Here is a 19,029-nt window from a genome sequence, read left to right as displayed (position 1 = left end):
CTGCCATAAGATGCTGATTGTCCACCACCTCAACAACAGCCGCTCGCAGCGTGTTCTCTGGATGCTGGAGGAACTCGGGCTCGTCTATGAGATCCGTTTTTACAAACGCCGACAGGATATGAGCGCTCCAGACGAGCTGAGGCGGATCCATCCCCTCGGCAAATCACCGATTGTCGAACATATCGACCCCAAGAACCGTCGCGTCGTTCTCGTCGAGACCGGCGCAATTTGCGAGTATCTCGTCGACCTATGTGGAGGCAGGCTAGGCCCTGCTCGCAAGGATGATCTGCTTTGCTACCGGCAATTTCTGCACTACGCTGAGGGTTCGGTGATGCCCGTCCTCTTTTCCCTGCTGGTAGCGTCGAAGGTTCCGCTCTTTGGAAAACTTGCGGCCAAAAGGGTCCGCCCGATGCTCGACGTTCATCTGGACTATATCGAGGCGGAGCTTGCCTCGAGAAAGTGGTTTGCGGGCGAGAAATTCACGGCAGCCGATGTCATGATGAGCTTCCCACTCGAAGCCGCCCGGTCGAGGGCTGGACTAGACTCGACCCGCCCTGCGACGATCGCTTGGCTCGATCGAATTCATGCCCGGCCAGCCTATCGAAGAGCGTTGGAAAAGGGCGGGACCTATCGTTTCGCCAACTGATGGAAGAAAACGGCGGAGTTAGAGGTTACCCCGCCATCGTGTTTCGCCGATCGTCAAAGAACCGATACGTTCTCAGCCTTCGATTTTCCGGTCTTGCGATCCTGCCCGACCTCGAACGTCACCTTGTCACCCTCGCGAAGGGATCCGCCTTGCTGCAGGGCAGAGACGTGGACAAAGACATCCTGGCCACCGTTTTCCGGCGTGATGAATCCAAATCCCTTGTCGTCGTTGAAGAATTTCACTGTGCCTGTTGGCATATCGTGTCCTTGTTTGGTGGGGTTCGGTTTGCCGGCGGCACGCTATAGAGCGAGAGACGTTGGATCAATTCTGAATGCACGTGTCCGACCTGACCGATAGGGATGCAGAATTCACCTTGTCAGCCGGGGAATAAGTATGCGCATGACGATTTTACCAGAGCCGCGCGACACCCTAAAGCGAGGTGTGAGCCTTCGCGAAACGTTCGTCAAAGGATTTGGTAGCGAGGCTGGTGAAAGGCGAGGGAAATCTGATCTCTAACAATGGGTCGCAGGTCCCAATCCTATCAAGACCTTTAAAATGATCTCTTCTCGAATAGACCTATGTCTGGGAGTGACCATCGCGCCAATACGAGACCGCGAGGTGGTCGTTCTTTGCCAACCGTTTGGTGGAGCGCCAGTCTGAGCGAATCTTGCGAAAATTCGAGAACTCGGTGCCGGCCCAAGCGAACACTGATCTGTCCGCTGGCAGTTCGATGGCCGCCACACGCTTTGCAAGGGCGTTGGTTCTGATCGAGCGATTGCGATGCAGCCATGTTATCTCGATATCGGCGACTTGGCGGATGGTCTGCTCGTCTTGTCGGTCTGCCACTTCGATGATAGCCGCGCCGCGCGCACCTGCCGGCAATGCTTCGATAAGCCTCGCGATCGCTGGCAGCGCCGTTTCGTCGCCAGCAAACAGATTCCATTGAGCGGGTCTTGCGCTACCGCCGCCGGGACCGATCATGCCGATGACATCTCCGACCTTTGCTTGGGCCGCAAAACGGCAGCCTGGTCCGCCGTGGTCATGCAGCACGAAGTCGATGTTGAGCGTACTTGCCTGCGGATCAATGTGGCGGATCGTGTATTTGCGGATGATCGCCCGCTCCGTATCTGATCCCCAGTCGATTGTTCCGCGCGGTGTGAGTTTCGGAAGACAGAGTGGACCACCGTTGCGCGGAAGGAGGAGTTTGGCATGCAGCGCTGAATGGGTGTCGAACCGCTTCAGTTTTGATGAGCCGAACGTGATCCTTCGCATATTTGGAGAAAGATCGATGACTGCGAGGACTTTCAAGCGACGGAGATTAGGCAGTGAAGCGATTTCTTCGCCATCACCTTGCCAGCGAATGTCGGCGCCATTGTCCAAGTTGAATTCGCCCACGTGGCTGGCAAGGAGATATTTCATCTCCATCAGCCGTTCGGTGTCAGGCGCGAAGGTTTCGATGCATAGGCTGCTGCCATCGGCGATGATGCGGGCATCGCCATTGCTTGAGGCAAGCGTCCAAAGGGTTTCGGAAACCGGGACGATCTGGGTCCCGTGTTCGATGAGATGATCGGTCATGACACGCCCAAGAAGTGCCGCATCAGGACAGTTGACGCGCGTTGTCGCCGATAGTTGTGTCATCCGATTTCCTTCCTGAGCATATCCCGCGAGGGGCCGAGCACGTCGATCATGAGCGAGCCGCGCTCGTTGAACGTCACTTCGGCATCAATTCCCCAGACCCTCGCAAGAACCTCCCGGCTCAGGACTTCCGCCGGCGGTCCTTCGGCGTCGATCCGGCCCTTTGACAGGACGGCGATACGATCGGACATACGCGCTGCCAGAGCAAGCTCGTGCAAAATGACGACGACGATCGTTCCAGATGATGCGACACTGCGGATCACCCGCATGAATTCATCCTGATGGCGAAGGTCAAGCGCACTCGTCGGCTCGTCGAGGAGGAGAACCGAAGGATTGCTGACCAGGGCTTGGGCAAGGGCTGCCATCTGTTTCTGGCCGCCGGAAAGCGTGTCGATGTTCGATAGGGCGATTTCGCCAAGCTCGAGCTTCTCGATCAGGGCGGCCGCCTGACGTTCGAGTGAAAGGCCTGGGACTGCTGTGCCGTGCTTGCTGGCAATGCGAAGCGCACTCAGAACGCTTTCGAATACATTGAGGCCAACGCCTTGGGGCAGTGCCTGCGGCATGTAGGAGATTTTACCGGCCCGCTGGAACGGCTTGAGCTTGGTTATATCTTCCGTTCCCAGCATTATCTTGCCCCTGACCGGCAAAAAACCCGCTATCGCTTTCAAGACGGTCGATTTGCCTGCCGCGTTTGGGCCCGTCAGCGCGAGGATCTGGCCGGGGGCGATATCGCTCAGGCTGACACCGTCCAGCACGGATTTGCCGGCGTAGCCTGCATGAATATCCTGCAGCGACAGCGCACTCATCGGCGCGTCCCCTGTCGCAGGATCAGTGCGACGAAAACGGGCACGCCGACGAGGGCGGCGACGATGCCTACAGGTAAGTTGGCATCCGGAACCAGCAGCTTTGCGGCAATTGATGCCGCAAGCAGAAGGATACCTCCCGACAGCGCACTGGCGGGAATGAGGAAGCGGTGGTCCTCGCCGATGATCATGCGGGCGATGTGCGGGCCGACAAGGCCTATGAAGCCGATCGTGCCGACAAAGGCGACGGCGGTCGCCGTCAGCAGGCTAACGCGGATCAGCGACGTCAGTCTTAGTCGCTTGACGTCGACTCCAAAGGACATGGCGCGTTCCTCGCCAAGATGCAGTGCCGTCAGTTGCGGCGATGCCATCCATGACATTGGCAACACAACCGCCGTGATCACCCCCAAAACGGAAACATTTGTCCAGTCGGCCCGTTGCAGGTTTCCCATCATCCAGAACACAACCTGCTGCACAGACTGGGCCGAGGCATAGAACTGCAAGAGTGAGATCGCGGCATTGAACGAGAACACCAACGCGATGCCGAAAAGAACAAGATGCTCGCTGCCGCCGCCCTTCAGACGTGTCAGAACCTGCAACAGCACGACGGAACTGATGGCAAACAGAAAGGCATTGGCGGAAACGAACCAGCCTGATCCGAGGTACGGTATGCTTGCGCCGGTAACAATGGCCACCGCCGCACCGAGCGCTGCCGCCGACGAGACGCCGAGCGTAAAGGGCGAGGCAAGCGGGTTGTCGAGCACCGTCTGCATCTCGACGCCTGCGGTTGCAAGCGCGGCGCCCACCAGAAGCGCCATCAAAGCCGCCGGCAGCCGAACGTCATAAAGGATCACGGCCTCGATCCGGTCGAGCGAGGCGGGGTCGATAAGACCTGTCAGCACGTCTGTCGCGCTCAGGCCTGACGGGCCGGTGATGATGTCTGCAAACAGCAAAACAACGGCGGCTGTCAGAAGGCAGATCAGCAGGACCGTGCGGCGAACCGACAGCCGGCGATGGCTGGCGACGATACGCTCGCCGTTTTCGCCTAACATTCTGGCGGGCTGTGCAAGATGGCCGTTCATGCGGGGAGATCCACGGAGTACGTGCCCTCGAGTGGCACGGCCAGAAAGTCCCGGTTGATGCGGGCCATGGTCGCCGCCGGATCCAGGTCGGCAAACAATTGCGGATGCAGTCGCTGTGCTATCGACTGGGCGGCAAGCAGATTAAAGGGCGTCGCGTGCAACAGATGCCAGATGCCGCTGACGCGTTTTTCCTGAAACGCCGTGAGTGGTGCGGTATCGGCCCGCATGGCAACGGCTTCGAGGCTCGCTACGGCTGCGTCCGTAGCGACGCCCGGCCCGATCACCAGCCCGCTGCGACCAGCAAGATAACCACCCCCGGTCACGAAGACGAATTGCGGATCGGTCGTCAGGACGAATTCCCGCCGTGCCTGTATCCAGGGAAGGGGGCTAAGTGATGCACCGATATTGTCGCCACCGGCAAGCTCGATGAAGGCGCCGAGGCCGCCGGCGCCCGGCACCCAGCAACAGTCCCAGCCGGGCGCTCCGGCATTCGCCTGCAGCATTACCGTCGGGCGCTTGGATTTTTCTGCGGCAAGTCGCTCGCGAATGGTGGCGATCGAGGTCTCGTGCCAGCGGGCGAAGCGTTCCGCCTTTTCTTCCGCTGCTCCGCCAAGAAGCCTGCCGATCAGGCGCATGCTGGGTGCAGTATTAGCGATCGGATCTTCGTAGAAGTCGACAAACGCAACCGGTATTCCGGCGGCCTCCAGCCGCTTGACCACTGTTTCATCTTCCGGCCCCGGTCCGTAACAGCCGCCAAGAAGAACGACGTCCGGGCGGCTGGCGAGGGCGGCTTCCACTGAAAATGTCTGCGGGCTCGCCTGTCCGACCACGGGTACGGTGGCAAGACCGGGAAAGGCTGCCTGATAGGCGGCAAAAATTTCCTTGCTGTGCCGCACCAGATCGCCCTGCCAGGCGCAGACAAGCTCGCCCGGAGAGGGGTGAACCAGAGACAGCGCCAGAAGCAAGTGCCCGTCACCCAAGAGGATCTTTTTTGGAGTAGACGGTAGCTCAGGCAGGGAAGCCGAGACGAGCGCCTTTTCGGCGTGCGCCGGCCTGGTTGCCAGTGCCATTGCGCCAGCCATCAGACCCAGTATGTCCCGCCGTCTCAACGTCATGCCCTTGCCACCATTGCCTTGCCTACCAGCGATGCGTCAGCGTCGCGCGGATCGTGCGGCCCGTTCCCCAATAGCACTGGGTGACCGTGTTGCACGATGCCACGTATTCCTTGTCGAACACATTGGCGACATTGACCGCAACCTCTGTGCCCTTCAGACTTTCATTGATTGCGCTGAGATCAAGGCGTGCCGCCACGTCAAACAGCGTGTAGGCCGGTGCTTCAAGAGCATTGGCCGTGTCGCCGAAACTTGCACCCGTATAACGCACGCCGGCGCCAGCACTGAGGCCTTCCAGATTGCCTGAGAAAGTATGGTTCACCCACAGTGCTGCCTGGTGGTTAGGCACATAGATCACGCGCTTGCCCGTCGCTGTGACGTTCGAGTCGAGATAGGCATAGGATGCTATCATGTCCCACCCGTCCCACATGCTGATCTTGGCTTCCGCCTCGATACCGCGCATCTCGACGCGACCAATCTGCTGGGAGACACCGCCGCTGGTCACGACGAGATTGCTCTGTTCGAGATCGAAGGCTGCCAGTGTGAACAGATGATCGGTGCCGAGTGGCTGATACTTGACGCCGACTTCGAGCTGTTTGCCTTCGTTCGGATCCCAAGGCTGGCCGGAGGTGCTCAGACCCTGCGTCGGCTCGAACGATGTGCCGTAGCTGACGTAAGGAGCGATACCGTTGTCGAAAGCATAGAGCAGACCGGCACGACCTGTGAAGGCGCCGTCATCGTTGACCGTTCGGGTCGAATTAAGACGATTATAGGTGTCCATTTCGGCTGTGTCATAGCGGCCAGTCAGTGTCAGGCGCCAGTTGTCGAGCGACATCTCGTCCTGGAGGTAGATGCCGACCTGATTGACGTTCTGCTTGGCATTGGCGGTATTGGTAATCGCCCCGATCGTCGCCTGACCGTAGACAGGGTTGTAGATATTGAGCGGCGAGGCCGTGCCGGTACCGAATTGGTAGTCGTAGTTTTGGACGAGCACGTCCACACCGGCCAACAGGTCGTGCGTGATCGGGCCGGTTTCGACTGTGCCGGAGATGTTGTTGTCCATGGTGAACGTTCGGGCGACGTCGTGAATCTCAACTGCGAGACGGTTGACCATCGGCGGAACGGCCGCTGCGGCGGGATGGCCGCGCACCACGCTCAGGTCGTAGTCCACTTCCATCAGTCGTGCCGAGGAATTAAAGGTGATGCCGTTGTCGAACTGGTGCTCGAACTGATAACCGATAGCCGACTGGCGTCTTTGGAAATCGTCGTAGCCGGGTTCTCCGATGTAGGTGCTGCGGTCGTAATAGCCGTAGGCGCTAGGGTAAAGCATGCCGGGCGCAGGCAGGAACTGCAGGGAGCCGCCATCGTCGCGGATGTGGTGGCCCGAAATGGTCAATTCCGTGCCTTCCTCCGGTTTGAAGGTGATCGACGGCGCGATGAAGAGGCGGTTGTCGTCGACATGATCGACCTGCGTTTCCGCGTCACGCACCATGCCTGTCACGCGGTAGAGGAACTTGCCTTCCTCGTCGATCGGGCCGCTAAAGTCGAAAGCAGCTTGTTTGCGCCATGGCTCGCCGAGCGTGAACTGAACCTCACGCAGCGGTTCGTCGGTTGGCTTCTTGCTGACGAAATTGAGGAGACCGCCGGGCGGTGTCTGGCCGTAAAGGGCTGCTGCCGGGCCACGCAGTGCTTCGATGCGTTCGACCATGTAGGGGTCGATCCGTGGCCAGGCATAAGTGGCGCGCGGCATCCGGGTTCCATCCAGCAGTTCCGGAACGATGAAGCCGCGCATGCGAACCCAATCGGCGCGCGGATCGGCGCCGAAGATTTCGGCATTGGTGGACGGCGTGTAGCGCATCGCCTCGCTGGTCGTCGTCACCTGCTGTTGGCGGATCTGGTCTGCGGTGGCGATCGAAATCGATTGCGGTGTTTCTGCCACCGCTCGTGCGGACTTAGTGGCGGTTGCGCTCTGTTTAGCGACGATGCCACGAACCGGCCCGTTGGCGTTTTCGCCATTCGCTTGCACCACTATCGGCGCAAGCTGCGTGCCGGCATCTTGCGCATGCGCTTGTGTGAGCATCAGGGTAAAGGTTGCCGCGCTGGCAGCCAACATCATGCTCTGGCGCTTCACGAGGCCGGACTGGCGAGAGAATATCATTGGTTGCCCCCACGAAATAGATGGTGGCGTTTTAGCGTTTGCACTGAATGGTGAGCAATGATCTCCACTTTCGCGATCCTGAGAAATGCTTTCGTGATTCTATCACGAAAGCCGATTGATTTCGCGGGATGACGCGTGCGGAACCAGAGTGTTGGGCGCGACGCCGAAGCGGCGTCGGAACAGGGTCGAGAAATGCGCAGGAGTATATCCGGCTTCCGACGCTACCTGGCTCACCGTGAAGTGCCCGCTGGCCAACATCTTGTAGGCACGGTTGAGGCGATATTCCTGAATGTAGCGATACGGGGCCATGCCGTAGATTGTGCGAAAGCCACGATTGAGCTTGGAAAGATTGATGCCGCATCGGCGTGCCACATCCGTGAGATCGGGCGGGTCGACCGAGTTTGCAACGAGGAGGTCGCATGCTGCGCGTACCCGATCGCGGTCCGACGGCGTCAGGTACCCCGAAAAGGCCCCATCCGCCGCAGGAGAGAAGCCTTCAAAGACAAGCGAGGCGAGTTCCAGCGCTTTTGCGCACCGGTAAAAGCCATGGTTTGCATCGCGATGGCCGAGCAATTGGGCGCCGAGAGCGCTGATTGCGGTGTCAGCTTTTCTGGATCGAAGCACAAGGCTGCCGCCTGAACGATCCCGCATGCCACATAGCAATGACGCAGGATTGCGCTGGTATTCGGTCTCGATTAATTCACGATCAATCTGCAGAAGAACGACGCTGAAAGGCGTATCGTGCGAGAATACCTGCTGCCGCCGGTTTTCTCCTTCGCTCAGAACAGCGAACGTGGTTGGTGTGCGAATGTCCAAAAGAGGGGCATCGCCGGCCTCAAGCTGCATGCGACCCTGCAATACGACGATGATGCGCAGCCCGTCTCGTATGGGTGAGGATACGTGGAGCGGCTCGGAGAAGATCTTGGTACTTGTCTCCACCAGCAACTGACCCTGAAGGTGGGTCGTTACAAGTTGCGAGGGCGATGAAGAAATGCTCATTAAAGGAATTTAAAAAATATGAGTATAGAAATCAATATTTAACTTTGGTCGATCTTCCTCATTTCACGTTCAGTGGTCGGATAGATAGGTCATAGGTTCATATCCCATCAAGGCGATGGATAGTCACGTCGCGGGTGACTATTTCGTGACGTTCGGCTTCGATCTAATCCTCGGATTGAAGTCGACAAGCAGAGATTTTAGTTCCACTTCTCGAACACGGCGCGCGGCCTCGTCAGGCGAAACCCAGTCCAGGACACGCTGACCGCGCTCCTTGTAATCGGCAGCAACTTCCGTGACCTCGATCTCGTACACATCCACCACGCAAGGCGCGACATCGCCGTTGTCGAGCCATTTCAGATACGTATAGCGGCCTATCGGCTTTTTCCTGGCTTGGCCGCGCACGCCGGCTTCTTGCAATGCCTCTATTTCGGCCGCCTGATGCGGCTTCTTCCGTTTCATCGGCCAGCCCTTGGGAATCACCCAGCGGCCGCTGTCGCGCGATGTGATGACCAGCACCTCGATGCCGTCGCGATCGGTTGTCTCCCGATAGCAGAGTGCCGCATATTGCTGCCGGAACTCACCCTTAAACAGTTTATCCGGCATCTGGGCCAGCTGTTGAAGCAGCGTTCTGGGTTTGGCATCGGGCCGCTTCTGATCTTTCTTGACAGGCTTCATGAGCGGTTAAATGCCGACTTTCGCAGTTGATTCCAGCTGCCCGATAGCATTTATGACAGTTTTGTGACAGTGGCGGCGCAGACGTGTGACACTGGGGCGAGACCGAGGAGCAGGGCCATGATGAGCGTTTTCCGGAAATTGATGCCTCGCGAGGATAAGTTCTTCGACATGTTCTCCGAACATTCGCGCACGGTGGTGGAAGCGGCCGAAGCCCTGCGCAATCTGCTCCACGGCGAAGACCTAGAGACCAATTGCGAGCGGATCGTGACACTGGAAGACCGCGCCGACAACATCACCCGCGAGGTGCTTCTGGCCGTGCGGCGCAGTTTCATCACGCCCTTCGACCGCGGCGACATCAAGGATCTGATCCAGTCGATGGATGACGCGATCGACATGATGCACAAGACGGTCAAGACCATTCGCCTGTTCGAGCAGACGAGCTTCGATCCGCTGATGCGGCAGATGGGCGAGGAGGTCGTGCGCGCGGCGCATCTGGTCGCCGAAGCCATTCCGCTGCTTGACAAGGTGGGCACCAATGCCCAGCGCCTGAGCGCCATCGCCGAGGAAGTCACCCGCGCCGAAGGCCGGTCCGACGACCTGCACGACCAGGGCCTGAAGGATCTTTTCGTTCGCTATGGGGCCGCCGGCAATGCGATGGCTTACATGATCGGCAGCGAGATCTACGGCGAGCTGGAAAAAGTCGTCGACCGGTTCGAGGATGTCGCCAACGAGATCAGCGGCATCGTGATCGAGAACGTCTGATGGACGCGACACTCGCCTTTCCGCTTCTCGCCGGCCTGATCGCCATCGCGCTGTTCTTCGACTTCCTCAACGGATTGCACGATGCGGCCAATTCGATCGCGACGATCGTTTCGACCCGGGTGCTGCGGCCGCAATATGCGGTGGCCTGGGCTGCGTTCTTCAACTTCATCGCCTTCCTGTTCTTCGGCCTGCATGTGGCCGAGACGCTCGGAACCGGCATCATCGATCCCGGCATCGTCTCGCCTTCGGTGATCTTTGCGGCGCTGATCGGCGCCATCGTCTGGAACATCGTCACCTGGATCTTCGGTATCCCATCCAGCTCGTCGCACGCGCTCGTGGGTGGGCTGATCGGTGCCGGGTTCGCCAAGGTCGGGGTCTCCTCGATCGTCTGGAGCGGTTTTCTGAAGACGGCGGGGGCGATCGTGCTGTCGCCGGCGATCGGCTTCTTCCTGGCGCTGGTCCTGGTGCTTGCCGTGTCGTGGATCTTCCTGCGCCAGACGCCGTTTGCGGTCGACCGGACCTTTCGCATCATGCAGTTCGTCTCCGCCTCGCTCTATTCGCTTGGCCACGGCGGCAATGATGCGCAGAAGACGATGGGCATCATTGCCGTGCTGCTGTTCAGCCAGGGCTACCTCGGGTCCGATTTCTACGTGCCCTTCTGGGTGGTAATAAGCTGTCAGTCCGCCATGGCGCTCGGCACGCTGTTCGGGGGCTGGCGGATCGTCCATACGATGGGATCGAAGATCACACGGCTCAACCCGATGCAGGGCTTCTGTGCCGAGACGGGTGGCGCGTTGACGCTATTCGGCGCGACCTGGCTCGGCATTCCGGTGTCGACGACACACACGATCACAGGCGCCATCATTGGCGTCGGTGCCGCCCGGCGGATATCGGCGGTGCGCTGGGGGCTCGCCGGCAACATCGTCATTGCTTGGATTGTCACCATGCCGGCGGCGGCACTGATTTCCTACATAACGTATAGTGTTGTTGGCTTGCTTTCCTGACCCCGTTTCGGTCGGGACAGGAGTGCGGAAGCTTCCCTTGCAAGGCCTTGCAAAAGGGCTATAATTCATTAGCCGGCAACGGAATTACGCTCTATTTTCCACATGGAATTCAGGAGTTCTCGAGTGCAGTCGACGCTCGTCGTCATCAATATTCTGGGTGCTGTCGCGCTGCTGCTCTTCGGCCTGGCTCAGGTCAAGGAAGGCGTGACACGTGCCTTCGGCGCCAGACTGCGGACCGGATTGGCCAATTGCACGCGCAGCGGCATACGCTCGTTCCTCTCAGGCCTCGTCGCGACGATCGCGCTGCAGAGTTCGACCGCGACCGCATTGATGACAGCCTCCTTTGCAGAGCGCGGCATGGTCAATCCGCGCATGGCGCAGATCGTGCTGCTCGGCGCCAATATCGGCACGGCGGTCACGGCCTGGCTGGTCGCGGCCGGCACCGAGGTCTTCGCACCGCTTCTGCTGCTTGCCGGCGTAATCCTGCTGCGCAACGGCTCCGCTGCCCGCAAGGGGCTCGGCTCCGCATTGATCGGTATCGGCCTCATGCTGCTGTCGCTTCAGCTTCTCGGCTATGCGACCGAGCCGATGCGCCGCTCGCCGGCGCTCGCAGCCTTTCTCAGCCTGCTCGATTCCACCTGGCTCGTCGCGCTGATCTTTTCCGCAGCCCTTGCCTTCGTCTCCTCCTCAAGCCTCGCGATCGTCATTCTCGTTCTGTCGCTCGCATCGAGCGGCATCGCCTCGCCCGGACTCATCGTCGTTCTGATCCTCGGCGCCAATCTCGGCGGTGCCATACCGCCCGTCGTCGCGACACTGACGAGCCCGCCCGAGGCGCGCCGCATCACCCGCGGCAACCTCCTCGTGCGCGCCATCGGCTGTGCGCTGGCGCTGCCGCTGGCCGGCGTCGCCGCCGATCTCCTGCAGATGCTGCCCGTCTCAGCGGAAAGACTGCCGGTAGACGCCCATCTCGCCTTCAACCTGTTGCTGGCAGTGCTTGCCTGGCCCTTCGGCGGCCTGGTCTCGGATCTCATGACCCAGCTGATCCCGGACGAGCCGGAAAAAGACACCGGGCCGCAATTTCTCGACCCGCAGGAGCTTGGCGATCCGGTCCGCGCGCTGGTCAACGCCACCCGCGAAGTCCTCGGCGTCGGCGACCAGATCGAGCGCATGCTGATCCGCGCCGAAAACGCCTTCAAGCGCAACGATGGCGCGCCGCTGAGAGAGATCGCCGCGATCGAGGCGCGCGTCGACAGGATGCAGCAGGATGTGAAGCTCTATGTCTCGAAGCTCGGGCAAAGGGGATTGGACGACGAGAACTCGCGTCGTTCCATCGCGATCATCGACTACGCCATCAACCTCGAGCATATCGGCGACATCATCGAGAAAGGCCTCTGCGACCAGCTCGCCAAAAAAATCGACAAGGGTCTGAAATTCTCCGACGACGGATACCAGGAACTGGCCGATCTGTTTGACCTCACCATCGACAACCTGCGCACCGCGCAAACCGTCTTCGTCACCGGCGATTTCAACCTTGCCAGGCGGCTGATGGAGATCAAAGTCGATGTCAGGAAGCTGGAAAAGCGCTCGGCGGAACGTCATCTGGAGCGGCTGAGGGACGGCAGGCTGGAAAGCCTTCAGACGAGTTCGCTGCATCTCGACATGCTGCGCGACCTCAAGCGCATCAATGCCCATATCGTCTCGGTCGCCCATCTGATTTTGGACGAAAGTGGTCTGCTAATCGAAAGCAGGCTGAGACAGGCCGAGCAGCGGTGACGATCTTGCCTTCTGCAGATCCTTCCTCCGACCGAGCAATTTTCGCCCGGTGACGATTATCAATGACGCGTACGCTCCCATCTTTTGCTATGAAAGTGGGCGAGCAAATCCGCAATCGAATTAATCACTAGCTTTGGCCGGAACGGGTAGCGTGCAATTTCTGCTTTGTCGGCAATGCCACTGAGGACGAGCACGGTGTGCAAACCTGCCTCGATGCCGGCGACGATATCCGTATCCATGCGATCGCCAATCATGCCGGTACCTTCTGAATGCACGCCGAGTTTGTTGAGTGCAGAACGGAACATCATAGGGTTTGGCTTACCGACTATATAAGGCTCGCGGCTGGTCGCACGGGTTATCAAGTGCGGCGACGGCGCCCGTTGCGGGAAGAGCGCCTTCGGCGCTGGGTCCCGTGGCATCAGGGTTTGTTGCGATAAACCGGGCACCCTTATTGATCAAACGAATGGCTTTGGTGATTGCCTCGAAGGAGTATGAACGGGTTTCGCCCAGCACGACATAGTCGGGATCCGTGTCGGTCATGATGAAGCCCGCCTCGTGGATGGCAGTGGTGAGCCCGGCTTCTCCAATGACAAACGCCTTGCCGGCAGGGGTCTGGTCCTTGAGAAAAGCAGCTGTTGCCAACGCCGAGGTCCAGATGCGTTCTTCCGGCACGTCCAATCCACTGTTGAGCAGCCGGGCACTGAGATCGCGAGGCGTATAGATCGAATTATTGGTCAAGACCAGGAACGGTGTATTGCTCGCTCCCCAGTGCTGTATGAGTTCGACCGCGCCTGGTATCGCCCGGTTTTCATGCACCAGCACGCCATCCATATCGGTCAACCAGGATCTGATATTATGTTTGCTCACTTTCAGAGCGCCTCCTCAGTTTTAACTTCGAAATGGGACAACTTCGCTGTTCCGAACGCGGTTGTAAGTGCTACGTCGGTTGCGTCGCGACCGGTCGCCATCAGAATACGGCCAATGCGCGGCGTGTTATGTCTGGCATCGACTGTATGCCAATGTCCCCCCAAATAAACTTCGAACCAGGCACTAAAATCCATGGGATTTGGGTCCTTTGGGACGCCAATATCGCCAAGATAGCCGGTGCAGTAGCGGGCAGGTATGTTCATGCAGCGGCAGAGCGTTATAGCGAGGTGAGCAAAGTCACGGCAAACGCCCACGCGGTCCGTATATCCACCAAATGCCGTCCGAAGCGGATCAGCCTTCTTATAATCAAACTTGATATGGCCGTGCGCAAAATCGAGAATTGCCTTCACCCTTGGCCAACCAAACGGGGTGGAAGAAAAATTCGTCCACGCGAAGTCAGCCAGATGATCGGTATCGCAATAGCGGCTGCCAAGTAGATAGACCAAGACGTCGTCGGGCAAATCCTTGATCTCGTGCTGAAAGGCGTTTTGTGGGATGGGATCCGGCAGACCGTCGTCATAGATCTCGAACTCAGTCGATATCGTCGTAAGCCCGGCTGGCGCGACAATTCGGCTACAGGCATTGCCAAAGCCGTCGATATATCCCCATGCCTCAATCGGTCGGTCGAAATTCAAGGTCTGCTCGGTCAAAAGATCCGCGCGCCGGGACGGGTGAATATTCAGGACGAGCAACATTGGGGTCGGTCGTTCGCACTCATATCGAAGATGGAATCCGGCACGTATTTTCATGGTAAAATTCCTTAGCGCCGGCGAATCGCCGTGAGACTTGGTTGTGCGGCAACGCCGGGGTGAGCAATGCGTTCCGATCAGCTGATCTCGGCTAAGATGCGATCGTCCGTCGTGACATTGACTTGGACGGACATGCCTTGGTAGTCAGCGGCTGTTCCGTCGTAACTTCCCCACAGAGGCATCGCTTGCTTCGGATCGCGCGCCACGCCAACACGGATGAGATCACGGTTGCCGACGATACCATTGGTCGGGTCAAACTCCGCCCAACCTGCGCCGGGCAAATAAATCTGGCACCACGCATGGGTGGAACCGCCGCCGAGAGTCGTCGATCCGTCACGATCTGGAACATAAATATAGCCGGTGACGAATCTTGCCGCGAACCCAAGTGATCTGGCGGCCTCCATCATCAGAAGCGCAAAGTCGCGGCATGTCCCTCGACGAAGCCTCAGCGTCTCGGTCGGCGCTTGCGTGCCATGCTCGTGTCGTCGGGCATAGACGAAACCCTCATGAATGGCGTAGCACATCGTCATCAGTAGACGACCAGTGTCGGTGGACTGCCCGATCCGCACGAATTGCCGCGCCCATTTGCTGACCTGATCATCCAGGTCTGCATAGTGGCGTTGAATGGTTCGCTCTAGGTCAAGCGCTTCGTCTGCGTCGTATGAAAAAGGATAGGTCAAAGCCTCCTCGTCAATCTGCAGATCGATTGCGACGTGAGGCGTATGGTCAAGCCGAATGACGGTTTCGAAACGAAGCTCATCTGCGGGCTGCGCAAACCCGATCACCGCGACACAATTTCCGAACACGTCGTGGATCCAGCGAATGTATTTTGGTTCCGGGTCAATCAGGAGACGGGAACTGAGCAATGTCTGATCGAAACTGTCTCTTGGTCTGAAAAGCAGCTTGTGTTCTCCGAACTCAACCGGCCGCTTATAGCGATAAGACGTAATGTGTCGGACGGAAAATATAGTCATCGATCACCGATGCGGTTTGTGAGGTCCAGGCCGGATTATCACCTTTAACACTCACAGGGAGCAGATGGATCCATCGTCACATCGTTTGCCCCAGTGAGCGATAGTGCGCGAAATGGCCGGTAGAGCTACTGTCGACTATCTGGTTTCACGGGAAGGCGTGATGCTCCCATCGATCGTCCTGAAGAAGCACCCTCCCAATCGATGTTTGGTAAGATACCAGACAACCTGCAAATCGTCGCGAAAAAGCAGAACGAAAGGTGATTAGACCCATCTCGTGACGAGTTCCGAAGAGCGTCGGATAGACCGAAATCCACAAGACCACGTCCGAATCTGATCCATTCGCTGCGGCCATGCGTCCGACCTGCATGCCAATGATCATTACAGATCCTCGCAGCACGACGATCCGATAGCTTTCGTCAACGACGTTTCTGCACGGCTCCCTTGCTACCTCCTTGAGGAGTGCCTGGGCCGCAACTGGGCGGCTTGATGAATGATTGGTGCCAAACGGGCTTGTATCAGCCTGCGAAACAGCCGTGTCTCAGGTTCAAACTCCTCCAAGAGCTAGAAAGCGATTGTTGCACAGGACGCGAACTCTTGTTCATTGACCGCGCGCCTTAATCGCGCGGATCTCTTTGAAATGCTTGGACAACGCGGAGTTCTCGGGGTTCCTTTCTGCCCCAATCGTCTTTTTACTCAGCGTTTTCTCGATGAGACGCGCAATTGGATTCGGCTCCGCGTAATCATCCAATGCTTGTGTCTTCATTGTTTTCCGACGCTCATGTCGATCTCGAACAGGCATCCCCAGCGTCGGGCAGCGAGATCATAGTGGCCTGACAGCTTCAAGGCATGCCACACGGCGAGTGTCACTGAATCCAATATCGGGATACCTGTTTCACCCTCCAGTTTCGCAACGGTGAATGCCGCCGGGAAATTGGTACACCAGGTTAGGATTGCGTCTGGCTTGGTGTCGGCAACCTGACGAACCATGTTGGCGATAGAGATGTCGGAGGCTGCAGCGAAGGCAAGATTGTCATCAATCGACGAGCAGGCATCCGAGACGACATCGAAACCGGCGCGCTGAAAAGCCGATACGAGCTTCTGCTGATAATCGGGCATATAGGGAGAAACGATCGCAATGCGTCTGGTCCCGATCGTGTCTAGGGCATCATAAAGAGCGACTGTCGATGTCGTGGCACGAATTCCGGTTTCGCCCTCGACCCGCCTGCAATATTCCTTGTCGACAGCCAGACCGAGCATGCCGCCCTTGCTGCCGTTCCAGGCAATGACATTCGGTTGCGCCTGGGCCAACAGCTTTGCGGCACCGAGCATTCCCTCCCAGTCGTAATCGTCGGGAAACAGATCGCGGGCTCCGAACACGGGGGTCCGGGAAAAATGGGCCGAGACACCGGGAAAATCGGAAAGGATAGCCGTCGTGACCTGCTCGACCACGACATTGGCGGATGGCGTTACCATGCCGATCGCCGTCCCGAAGTGCGGCCTCAGACTTTTGAATGGTGCTGTCAAGCAGCCTCCTCCAACACAACCCGGTTGCTGCTCGCCTGCCAGCTGACTGACACCTCGCTGCCGGGATCAATGATGAACGGCAGCTTGCCGTGATCGTTTTGGCGCACGGCAAGTAGTTGCTCGCCGCCGGGACGCCTTAGGTGATAATGGGTGTTGAGGCCATGATAGACGATCTGCTCGACGACCACCCGGGCCTGATTGACGGATGAACGGTCCTTGTCCGGCCCGATATGGATCGCTTCCGGCCTGAGCGCGATCGTTATGTTTCCGCCCGATGGGACCGGGCCTTCCATGGCCAGCAAGACGCCGTCGTCGCTGGTCACGGTGAACCCGGTCGCATCCTGCGATGAAACCTGACCGCTGAAGAAGTTGGACGTCCCGATGAAGCTTGCGACAAACCGCGTCGCTGGTTGCTCGTAGATATTCTTCGGTGATCCGATCTGTTCGATCCGGCCGTTGTTCATCACCGCGATCTGGTCCGAAAGCGTCATAGCTTCGTCCTGGTCGTGGGTCACCATGAGCGTGGTGATACCAAGGCGCTTCTGAAGCTGGCGCATCTCGATCTGCATATTCTCACGCAACTTCTTGTCGAGCGCGCCGAACGGCTCGTCTAGCAGCAGGACGGCGGGCTCGATGATCAGTGCCCGGGCAAGCCCAACGCGCTGCTGCTGGCCGCCGGAGAGCTGGTGCGGCAGCCGCTCGGCGAATGAGGACAGCCGCACCATAGCGAGGGTGGCTGCGACGCGTTGCGCGACCTCTGCTTTTGCGACCTTCCGCATTTCCAGCCCAAATGCGAGGTTCTGCGCAACGGTGAGATGCGGAAATAGCGCGTAGTTTTGAAACAACATGCCGATATTGCGACGGTGAACGGGGACTTTCGTAACCTGTTCGCCGCCAATCAGAATATCGCCCGCCGACGGATCGATCAGACCGGCGATCATCCGCATGACGGTGGTCTTGCCGCAGCCACTTGGTCCGAGCAGGGACAGGACGTGTCCCTGCTCGACTTCGAAGGACAAACCCTTGACGGCCTGGGTGCCGCCGTAGCTCTTGGCGATATTCCTGACGGAAATATTCTTGCTGTGCAGGCCGAGATCGCTCATCGCCGTTACGCCGTGAAGATCTGGTTGATCTTTTCGATCCAGGCGGACCGGTTGGCATTCACATAGGCCCAGTCAGGACTGAACAGGCCAAGCTCGTCCATCTTGGTATCGGGATAAGCCAGCAGGCCGGCGATCTCGGGTTTGAAGCTCAAACCGGAAATGGCAGGGGCGGCAAGGGCGGTTTCGGCAAGGCCCTGTTGTACTTTCGCATCCAGCATGCGGTTCATGAATTCGGCACCCAGATCGGCGTTCGGAGCATTCTTGACCAGAACCTGGCAGTTGACGCCGGCGAAGGCGCCTTCCTTGGGGAAGCACATGTCGATGCTGGCGCCCTTCATCTTGTAAGGGTAGACATATTTGGAATATTCCGGCCCGCCGATCGCTCCCTGTCCCTGCGCCACCAGGAGCGCTGCATCATCGGTGCTGTAGAGGTTGAGGATATTGGGCTTCAGTGCTTCCAGTTTCGGCCATGCGGCATCCGTCAGATATTGTGCTTCCTTGTAAGGCTTGCCCGTCGCAACGGCCGCAGCGGCGATGACGGTGAAGACGCTGGGGGTCGTCTTGGTGCCGACCATGGAGATCTTGCGGGCGAAGCGGGGATCCCACAGCTCCGCATAACTTTCGAGCGGCTTCGTGGCGCTGGGATTGTAGAACAGGCCGGCAGACGAAATGGCAAGGCCCACACCATATCCATCGTTGAATACGAAGCGCGGATAGACCTTCTCCATGTTCGGCATCTTGTCGCGCGGAAGGGCGTCGATCAGGCCCTCGCGCTTGGCGATCTCGACGCCAAGGTCGTCGACGAACATGACGGTGAATTTTGGGGCATCTTTGGCAGCCCGCAGAAGGGCGATTTGGCCAAGCGTCGAGCCCTGCTGGGCTTCCACCTTGCAATCGAAATCCTTCTCGAACTGGGGCAGCACGCTTTTGCGCATAAATTCGCCCTGAGCGCCGCCCCAGATGCCGATCTGTATCGTCTTGCCGGCAGCCCAGCCGTTACGGACGAAGAAGGTCGGGGTGGCGAGCGCGGTTGCGGCAGCAGTCACGGTGAGGAATGTGCGTCTGTTGATTGCGGAGGAAAACTTCTCAGTCATTTCAGGCTC

The 19,029-nt window shown here is 58.7% G+C and carries 20 protein-coding genes; 4 read left to right on the top strand and 16 right to left on the bottom strand.

Annotated features, from left to right (window positions below; translation table 11 throughout):
- The first annotated feature begins 10 nt into the window (after positions 1-10).
- Positions 11-646, top strand: coding sequence for a glutathione S-transferase (locus AC0JZ4_RS25255; protein WP_112456457.1), 636 nt, complete (start codon positions 11-13; stop codon positions 644-646).
- Positions 647-699: 53 nt separating this feature from the next.
- On the opposite strand, the gene AC0JZ4_RS25250 is transcribed toward AC0JZ4_RS25255, so the two are convergent.
- From AC0JZ4_RS25250 to AC0JZ4_RS25215, 8 genes are all read right to left on the bottom strand, one after another.
- Entirely contained in the window at positions 700-903 is a 204-nt protein-coding gene (locus AC0JZ4_RS25250) for a cold-shock protein (RefSeq protein WP_112456456.1), read from the bottom strand.
- 319 nt (positions 904-1,222) lie between these two features.
- Complete coding sequence (locus tag AC0JZ4_RS25245) at positions 1,223-2,284, bottom strand: SIP domain-containing protein (RefSeq protein ID WP_471889273.1); 1,062 nt, start codon at positions 2,282-2,284, stop codon at positions 1,223-1,225.
- Complete coding sequence (locus tag AC0JZ4_RS25240; protein ID WP_471889272.1) at positions 2,281-3,087, bottom strand: ABC transporter ATP-binding protein; 807 nt, start codon at positions 3,085-3,087, stop codon at positions 2,281-2,283. Before AC0JZ4_RS25240 ends, AC0JZ4_RS25245 begins: the two co-directional genes overlap by 4 nt.
- Positions 3,084-4,166, bottom strand: a complete 1,083-nt coding sequence (locus AC0JZ4_RS25235; RefSeq protein WP_471889271.1) for a FecCD family ABC transporter permease — start codon at positions 4,164-4,166, stop codon at positions 3,084-3,086. The genes AC0JZ4_RS25240 and AC0JZ4_RS25235 overlap by 4 nt, the downstream gene beginning before the upstream one ends.
- The gene (locus AC0JZ4_RS25230) at positions 4,163-5,236 is read right to left on the bottom strand and encodes an ABC transporter substrate-binding protein (RefSeq protein ID WP_471889270.1); all 1,074 of its coding nucleotides are present in this window, start codon (positions 5,234-5,236) and stop codon (positions 4,163-4,165) included. The genes AC0JZ4_RS25235 and AC0JZ4_RS25230 overlap by 4 nt, the downstream gene beginning before the upstream one ends.
- Positions 5,237-5,303: 67 nt before the next feature.
- Complete coding sequence (locus AC0JZ4_RS25225; protein WP_471889269.1) at positions 5,304-7,436, bottom strand: TonB-dependent siderophore receptor; 2,133 nt, start codon at positions 7,434-7,436, stop codon at positions 5,304-5,306.
- Between the two features lie 102 nt (positions 7,437-7,538).
- Positions 7,539-8,435 carry a helix-turn-helix transcriptional regulator gene (locus tag AC0JZ4_RS25220; RefSeq protein WP_471889268.1) on the bottom strand — a complete coding sequence of 299 codons (897 nt, stop codon included), beginning with the start codon at positions 8,433-8,435 and terminating at the stop codon, positions 7,539-7,541.
- A gap of 138 nt (positions 8,436-8,573) precedes the next feature.
- Entirely contained in the window at positions 8,574-9,110 is a 537-nt protein-coding gene (locus AC0JZ4_RS25215; protein ID WP_471889267.1) for an NUDIX hydrolase, read from the bottom strand.
- A gap of 117 nt (positions 9,111-9,227) precedes the next feature.
- On the opposite strand from AC0JZ4_RS25215, the gene AC0JZ4_RS25210 reads away from it, so the two are divergent.
- From AC0JZ4_RS25210 to AC0JZ4_RS25200, 3 genes are all read left to right on the top strand, one after another.
- Positions 9,228-9,872, top strand: a complete 645-nt coding sequence (locus tag AC0JZ4_RS25210; RefSeq protein ID WP_471889266.1) for a DUF47 domain-containing protein — start codon at positions 9,228-9,230, stop codon at positions 9,870-9,872.
- A complete protein-coding gene (locus tag AC0JZ4_RS25205) occupies positions 9,872-10,876 on the top strand; it encodes an inorganic phosphate transporter (protein ID WP_471889265.1) in 1,005 nt (334 codons plus the stop codon). The genes AC0JZ4_RS25210 and AC0JZ4_RS25205 overlap by 1 nt, the downstream gene beginning before the upstream one ends.
- A gap of 123 nt (positions 10,877-10,999) precedes the next feature.
- The gene (locus tag AC0JZ4_RS25200) at positions 11,000-12,649 is read left to right on the top strand and encodes a Na/Pi cotransporter family protein (protein ID WP_471889264.1); all 1,650 of its coding nucleotides are present in this window, start codon (positions 11,000-11,002) and stop codon (positions 12,647-12,649) included.
- A gap of 59 nt (positions 12,650-12,708) precedes the next feature.
- On the opposite strand, the gene AC0JZ4_RS25195 is transcribed toward AC0JZ4_RS25200, so the two are convergent.
- The 8 genes from AC0JZ4_RS25195 to AC0JZ4_RS25160 all read right to left on the bottom strand — a co-directional run bounded on the left by AC0JZ4_RS25195 (position 12,709) and on the right by AC0JZ4_RS25160 (position 19,020).
- Positions 12,709-12,957, bottom strand: coding sequence for an HAD hydrolase-like protein (locus AC0JZ4_RS25195; RefSeq protein WP_471889263.1), 249 nt, complete (start codon positions 12,955-12,957; stop codon positions 12,709-12,711).
- Between the two features lie 10 nt (positions 12,958-12,967).
- On the bottom strand, positions 12,968-13,516 hold the full coding sequence (locus AC0JZ4_RS25190) for an HAD family hydrolase (protein WP_471889262.1): 549 nt from the start codon (positions 13,514-13,516) through the stop codon (positions 12,968-12,970).
- A 2-nt stretch (positions 13,517-13,518) separates the two neighbouring features.
- Positions 13,519-14,325: a transglutaminase-like domain-containing protein gene (locus AC0JZ4_RS25185; protein WP_471889261.1), complete on the bottom strand. Its 807-nt coding sequence runs from the start codon at positions 14,323-14,325 to the stop codon at positions 13,519-13,521.
- Positions 14,326-14,402: 77 nt separating this feature from the next.
- On the bottom strand, positions 14,403-15,299 hold the full coding sequence (locus AC0JZ4_RS25180) for a transglutaminase family protein (RefSeq protein WP_471889260.1): 897 nt from the start codon (positions 15,297-15,299) through the stop codon (positions 14,403-14,405).
- Positions 15,300-15,897: 598 nt separating this feature from the next.
- Complete coding sequence (locus AC0JZ4_RS25175; RefSeq protein WP_471889259.1) at positions 15,898-16,062, bottom strand: hypothetical protein; 165 nt, start codon at positions 16,060-16,062, stop codon at positions 15,898-15,900.
- Positions 16,059-16,823 (bottom strand): maleate cis-trans isomerase family protein, encoded by a 765-nt coding sequence (locus AC0JZ4_RS25170; RefSeq protein ID WP_471889258.1) that lies wholly within the window; start codon positions 16,821-16,823, stop codon positions 16,059-16,061. Before AC0JZ4_RS25170 ends, AC0JZ4_RS25175 begins: the two co-directional genes overlap by 4 nt.
- Positions 16,820-17,926 carry an ABC transporter ATP-binding protein gene (locus tag AC0JZ4_RS25165; RefSeq protein ID WP_471889257.1) on the bottom strand — a complete coding sequence of 369 codons (1,107 nt, stop codon included), beginning with the start codon at positions 17,924-17,926 and terminating at the stop codon, positions 16,820-16,822. The genes AC0JZ4_RS25170 and AC0JZ4_RS25165 overlap by 4 nt, the downstream gene beginning before the upstream one ends.
- 5 nt (positions 17,927-17,931) lie before the next feature.
- The gene (locus AC0JZ4_RS25160; protein ID WP_471889256.1) at positions 17,932-19,020 is read right to left on the bottom strand and encodes an extracellular solute-binding protein; all 1,089 of its coding nucleotides are present in this window, start codon (positions 19,018-19,020) and stop codon (positions 17,932-17,934) included.
- Positions 19,021-19,029: the final 9 nt, after the last annotated feature.

Source organism: [Rhizobium] kunmingense (assembly GCF_977018605.1).
This window is presented reverse-complemented; position numbering and strand designations above follow the sequence as displayed.

What these genes read in the sequence shown, in the direction of transcription:
- AC0JZ4_RS25255 (WP_112456457.1), top strand. Translation starts at nt 11, where the DNA reads ATGCTGATTGTCCACCACCTCAACAACAGCCGCTCGCAGCGTGTTCTC.
- AC0JZ4_RS25250 (WP_112456456.1), bottom strand. Translation starts at nt 903, where the DNA reads ATGCCAACAGGCACAGTGAAATTCTTCAACGACGACAAGGGATTTGGA.
- AC0JZ4_RS25245 (WP_471889273.1), bottom strand. Translation starts at nt 2,284, where the DNA reads ATGACACAACTATCGGCGACAACGCGCGTCAACTGTCCTGATGCGGCA.
- AC0JZ4_RS25240 (WP_471889272.1), bottom strand. Translation starts at nt 3,087, where the DNA reads ATGAGTGCGCTGTCGCTGCAGGATATTCATGCAGGCTACGCCGGCAAA.
- AC0JZ4_RS25235 (WP_471889271.1), bottom strand. Translation starts at nt 4,166, where the DNA reads ATGAACGGCCATCTTGCACAGCCCGCCAGAATGTTAGGCGAAAACGGC.
- AC0JZ4_RS25230 (WP_471889270.1), bottom strand. Translation starts at nt 5,236, where the DNA reads ATGGCACTGGCAACCAGGCCGGCGCACGCCGAAAAGGCGCTCGTCTCG.
- AC0JZ4_RS25225 (WP_471889269.1), bottom strand. Translation starts at nt 7,436, where the DNA reads ATGATATTCTCTCGCCAGTCCGGCCTCGTGAAGCGCCAGAGCATGATG.
- AC0JZ4_RS25220 (WP_471889268.1), bottom strand. Translation starts at nt 8,435, where the DNA reads ATGAGCATTTCTTCATCGCCCTCGCAACTTGTAACGACCCACCTTCAG.
- AC0JZ4_RS25215 (WP_471889267.1), bottom strand. Translation starts at nt 9,110, where the DNA reads ATGAAGCCTGTCAAGAAAGATCAGAAGCGGCCCGATGCCAAACCCAGA.
- AC0JZ4_RS25210 (WP_471889266.1), top strand. Translation starts at nt 9,228, where the DNA reads ATGATGAGCGTTTTCCGGAAATTGATGCCTCGCGAGGATAAGTTCTTC.
- AC0JZ4_RS25205 (WP_471889265.1), top strand. Translation starts at nt 9,872, where the DNA reads ATGGACGCGACACTCGCCTTTCCGCTTCTCGCCGGCCTGATCGCCATC.
- AC0JZ4_RS25195 (WP_471889263.1), bottom strand. Translation starts at nt 12,957, where the DNA reads ATGATGTTCCGTTCTGCACTCAACAAACTCGGCGTGCATTCAGAAGGT.
- AC0JZ4_RS25185 (WP_471889261.1), bottom strand. Translation starts at nt 14,325, where the DNA reads ATGAAAATACGTGCCGGATTCCATCTTCGATATGAGTGCGAACGACCG.
- AC0JZ4_RS25180 (WP_471889260.1), bottom strand. Translation starts at nt 15,299, where the DNA reads ATGACTATATTTTCCGTCCGACACATTACGTCTTATCGCTATAAGCGG.
- AC0JZ4_RS25175 (WP_471889259.1), bottom strand. Translation starts at nt 16,062, where the DNA reads ATGAAGACACAAGCATTGGATGATTACGCGGAGCCGAATCCAATTGCG.
- AC0JZ4_RS25165 (WP_471889257.1), bottom strand. Translation starts at nt 17,926, where the DNA reads ATGAGCGATCTCGGCCTGCACAGCAAGAATATTTCCGTCAGGAATATC.
- AC0JZ4_RS25160 (WP_471889256.1), bottom strand. Translation starts at nt 19,020, where the DNA reads ATGACTGAGAAGTTTTCCTCCGCAATCAACAGACGCACATTCCTCACC.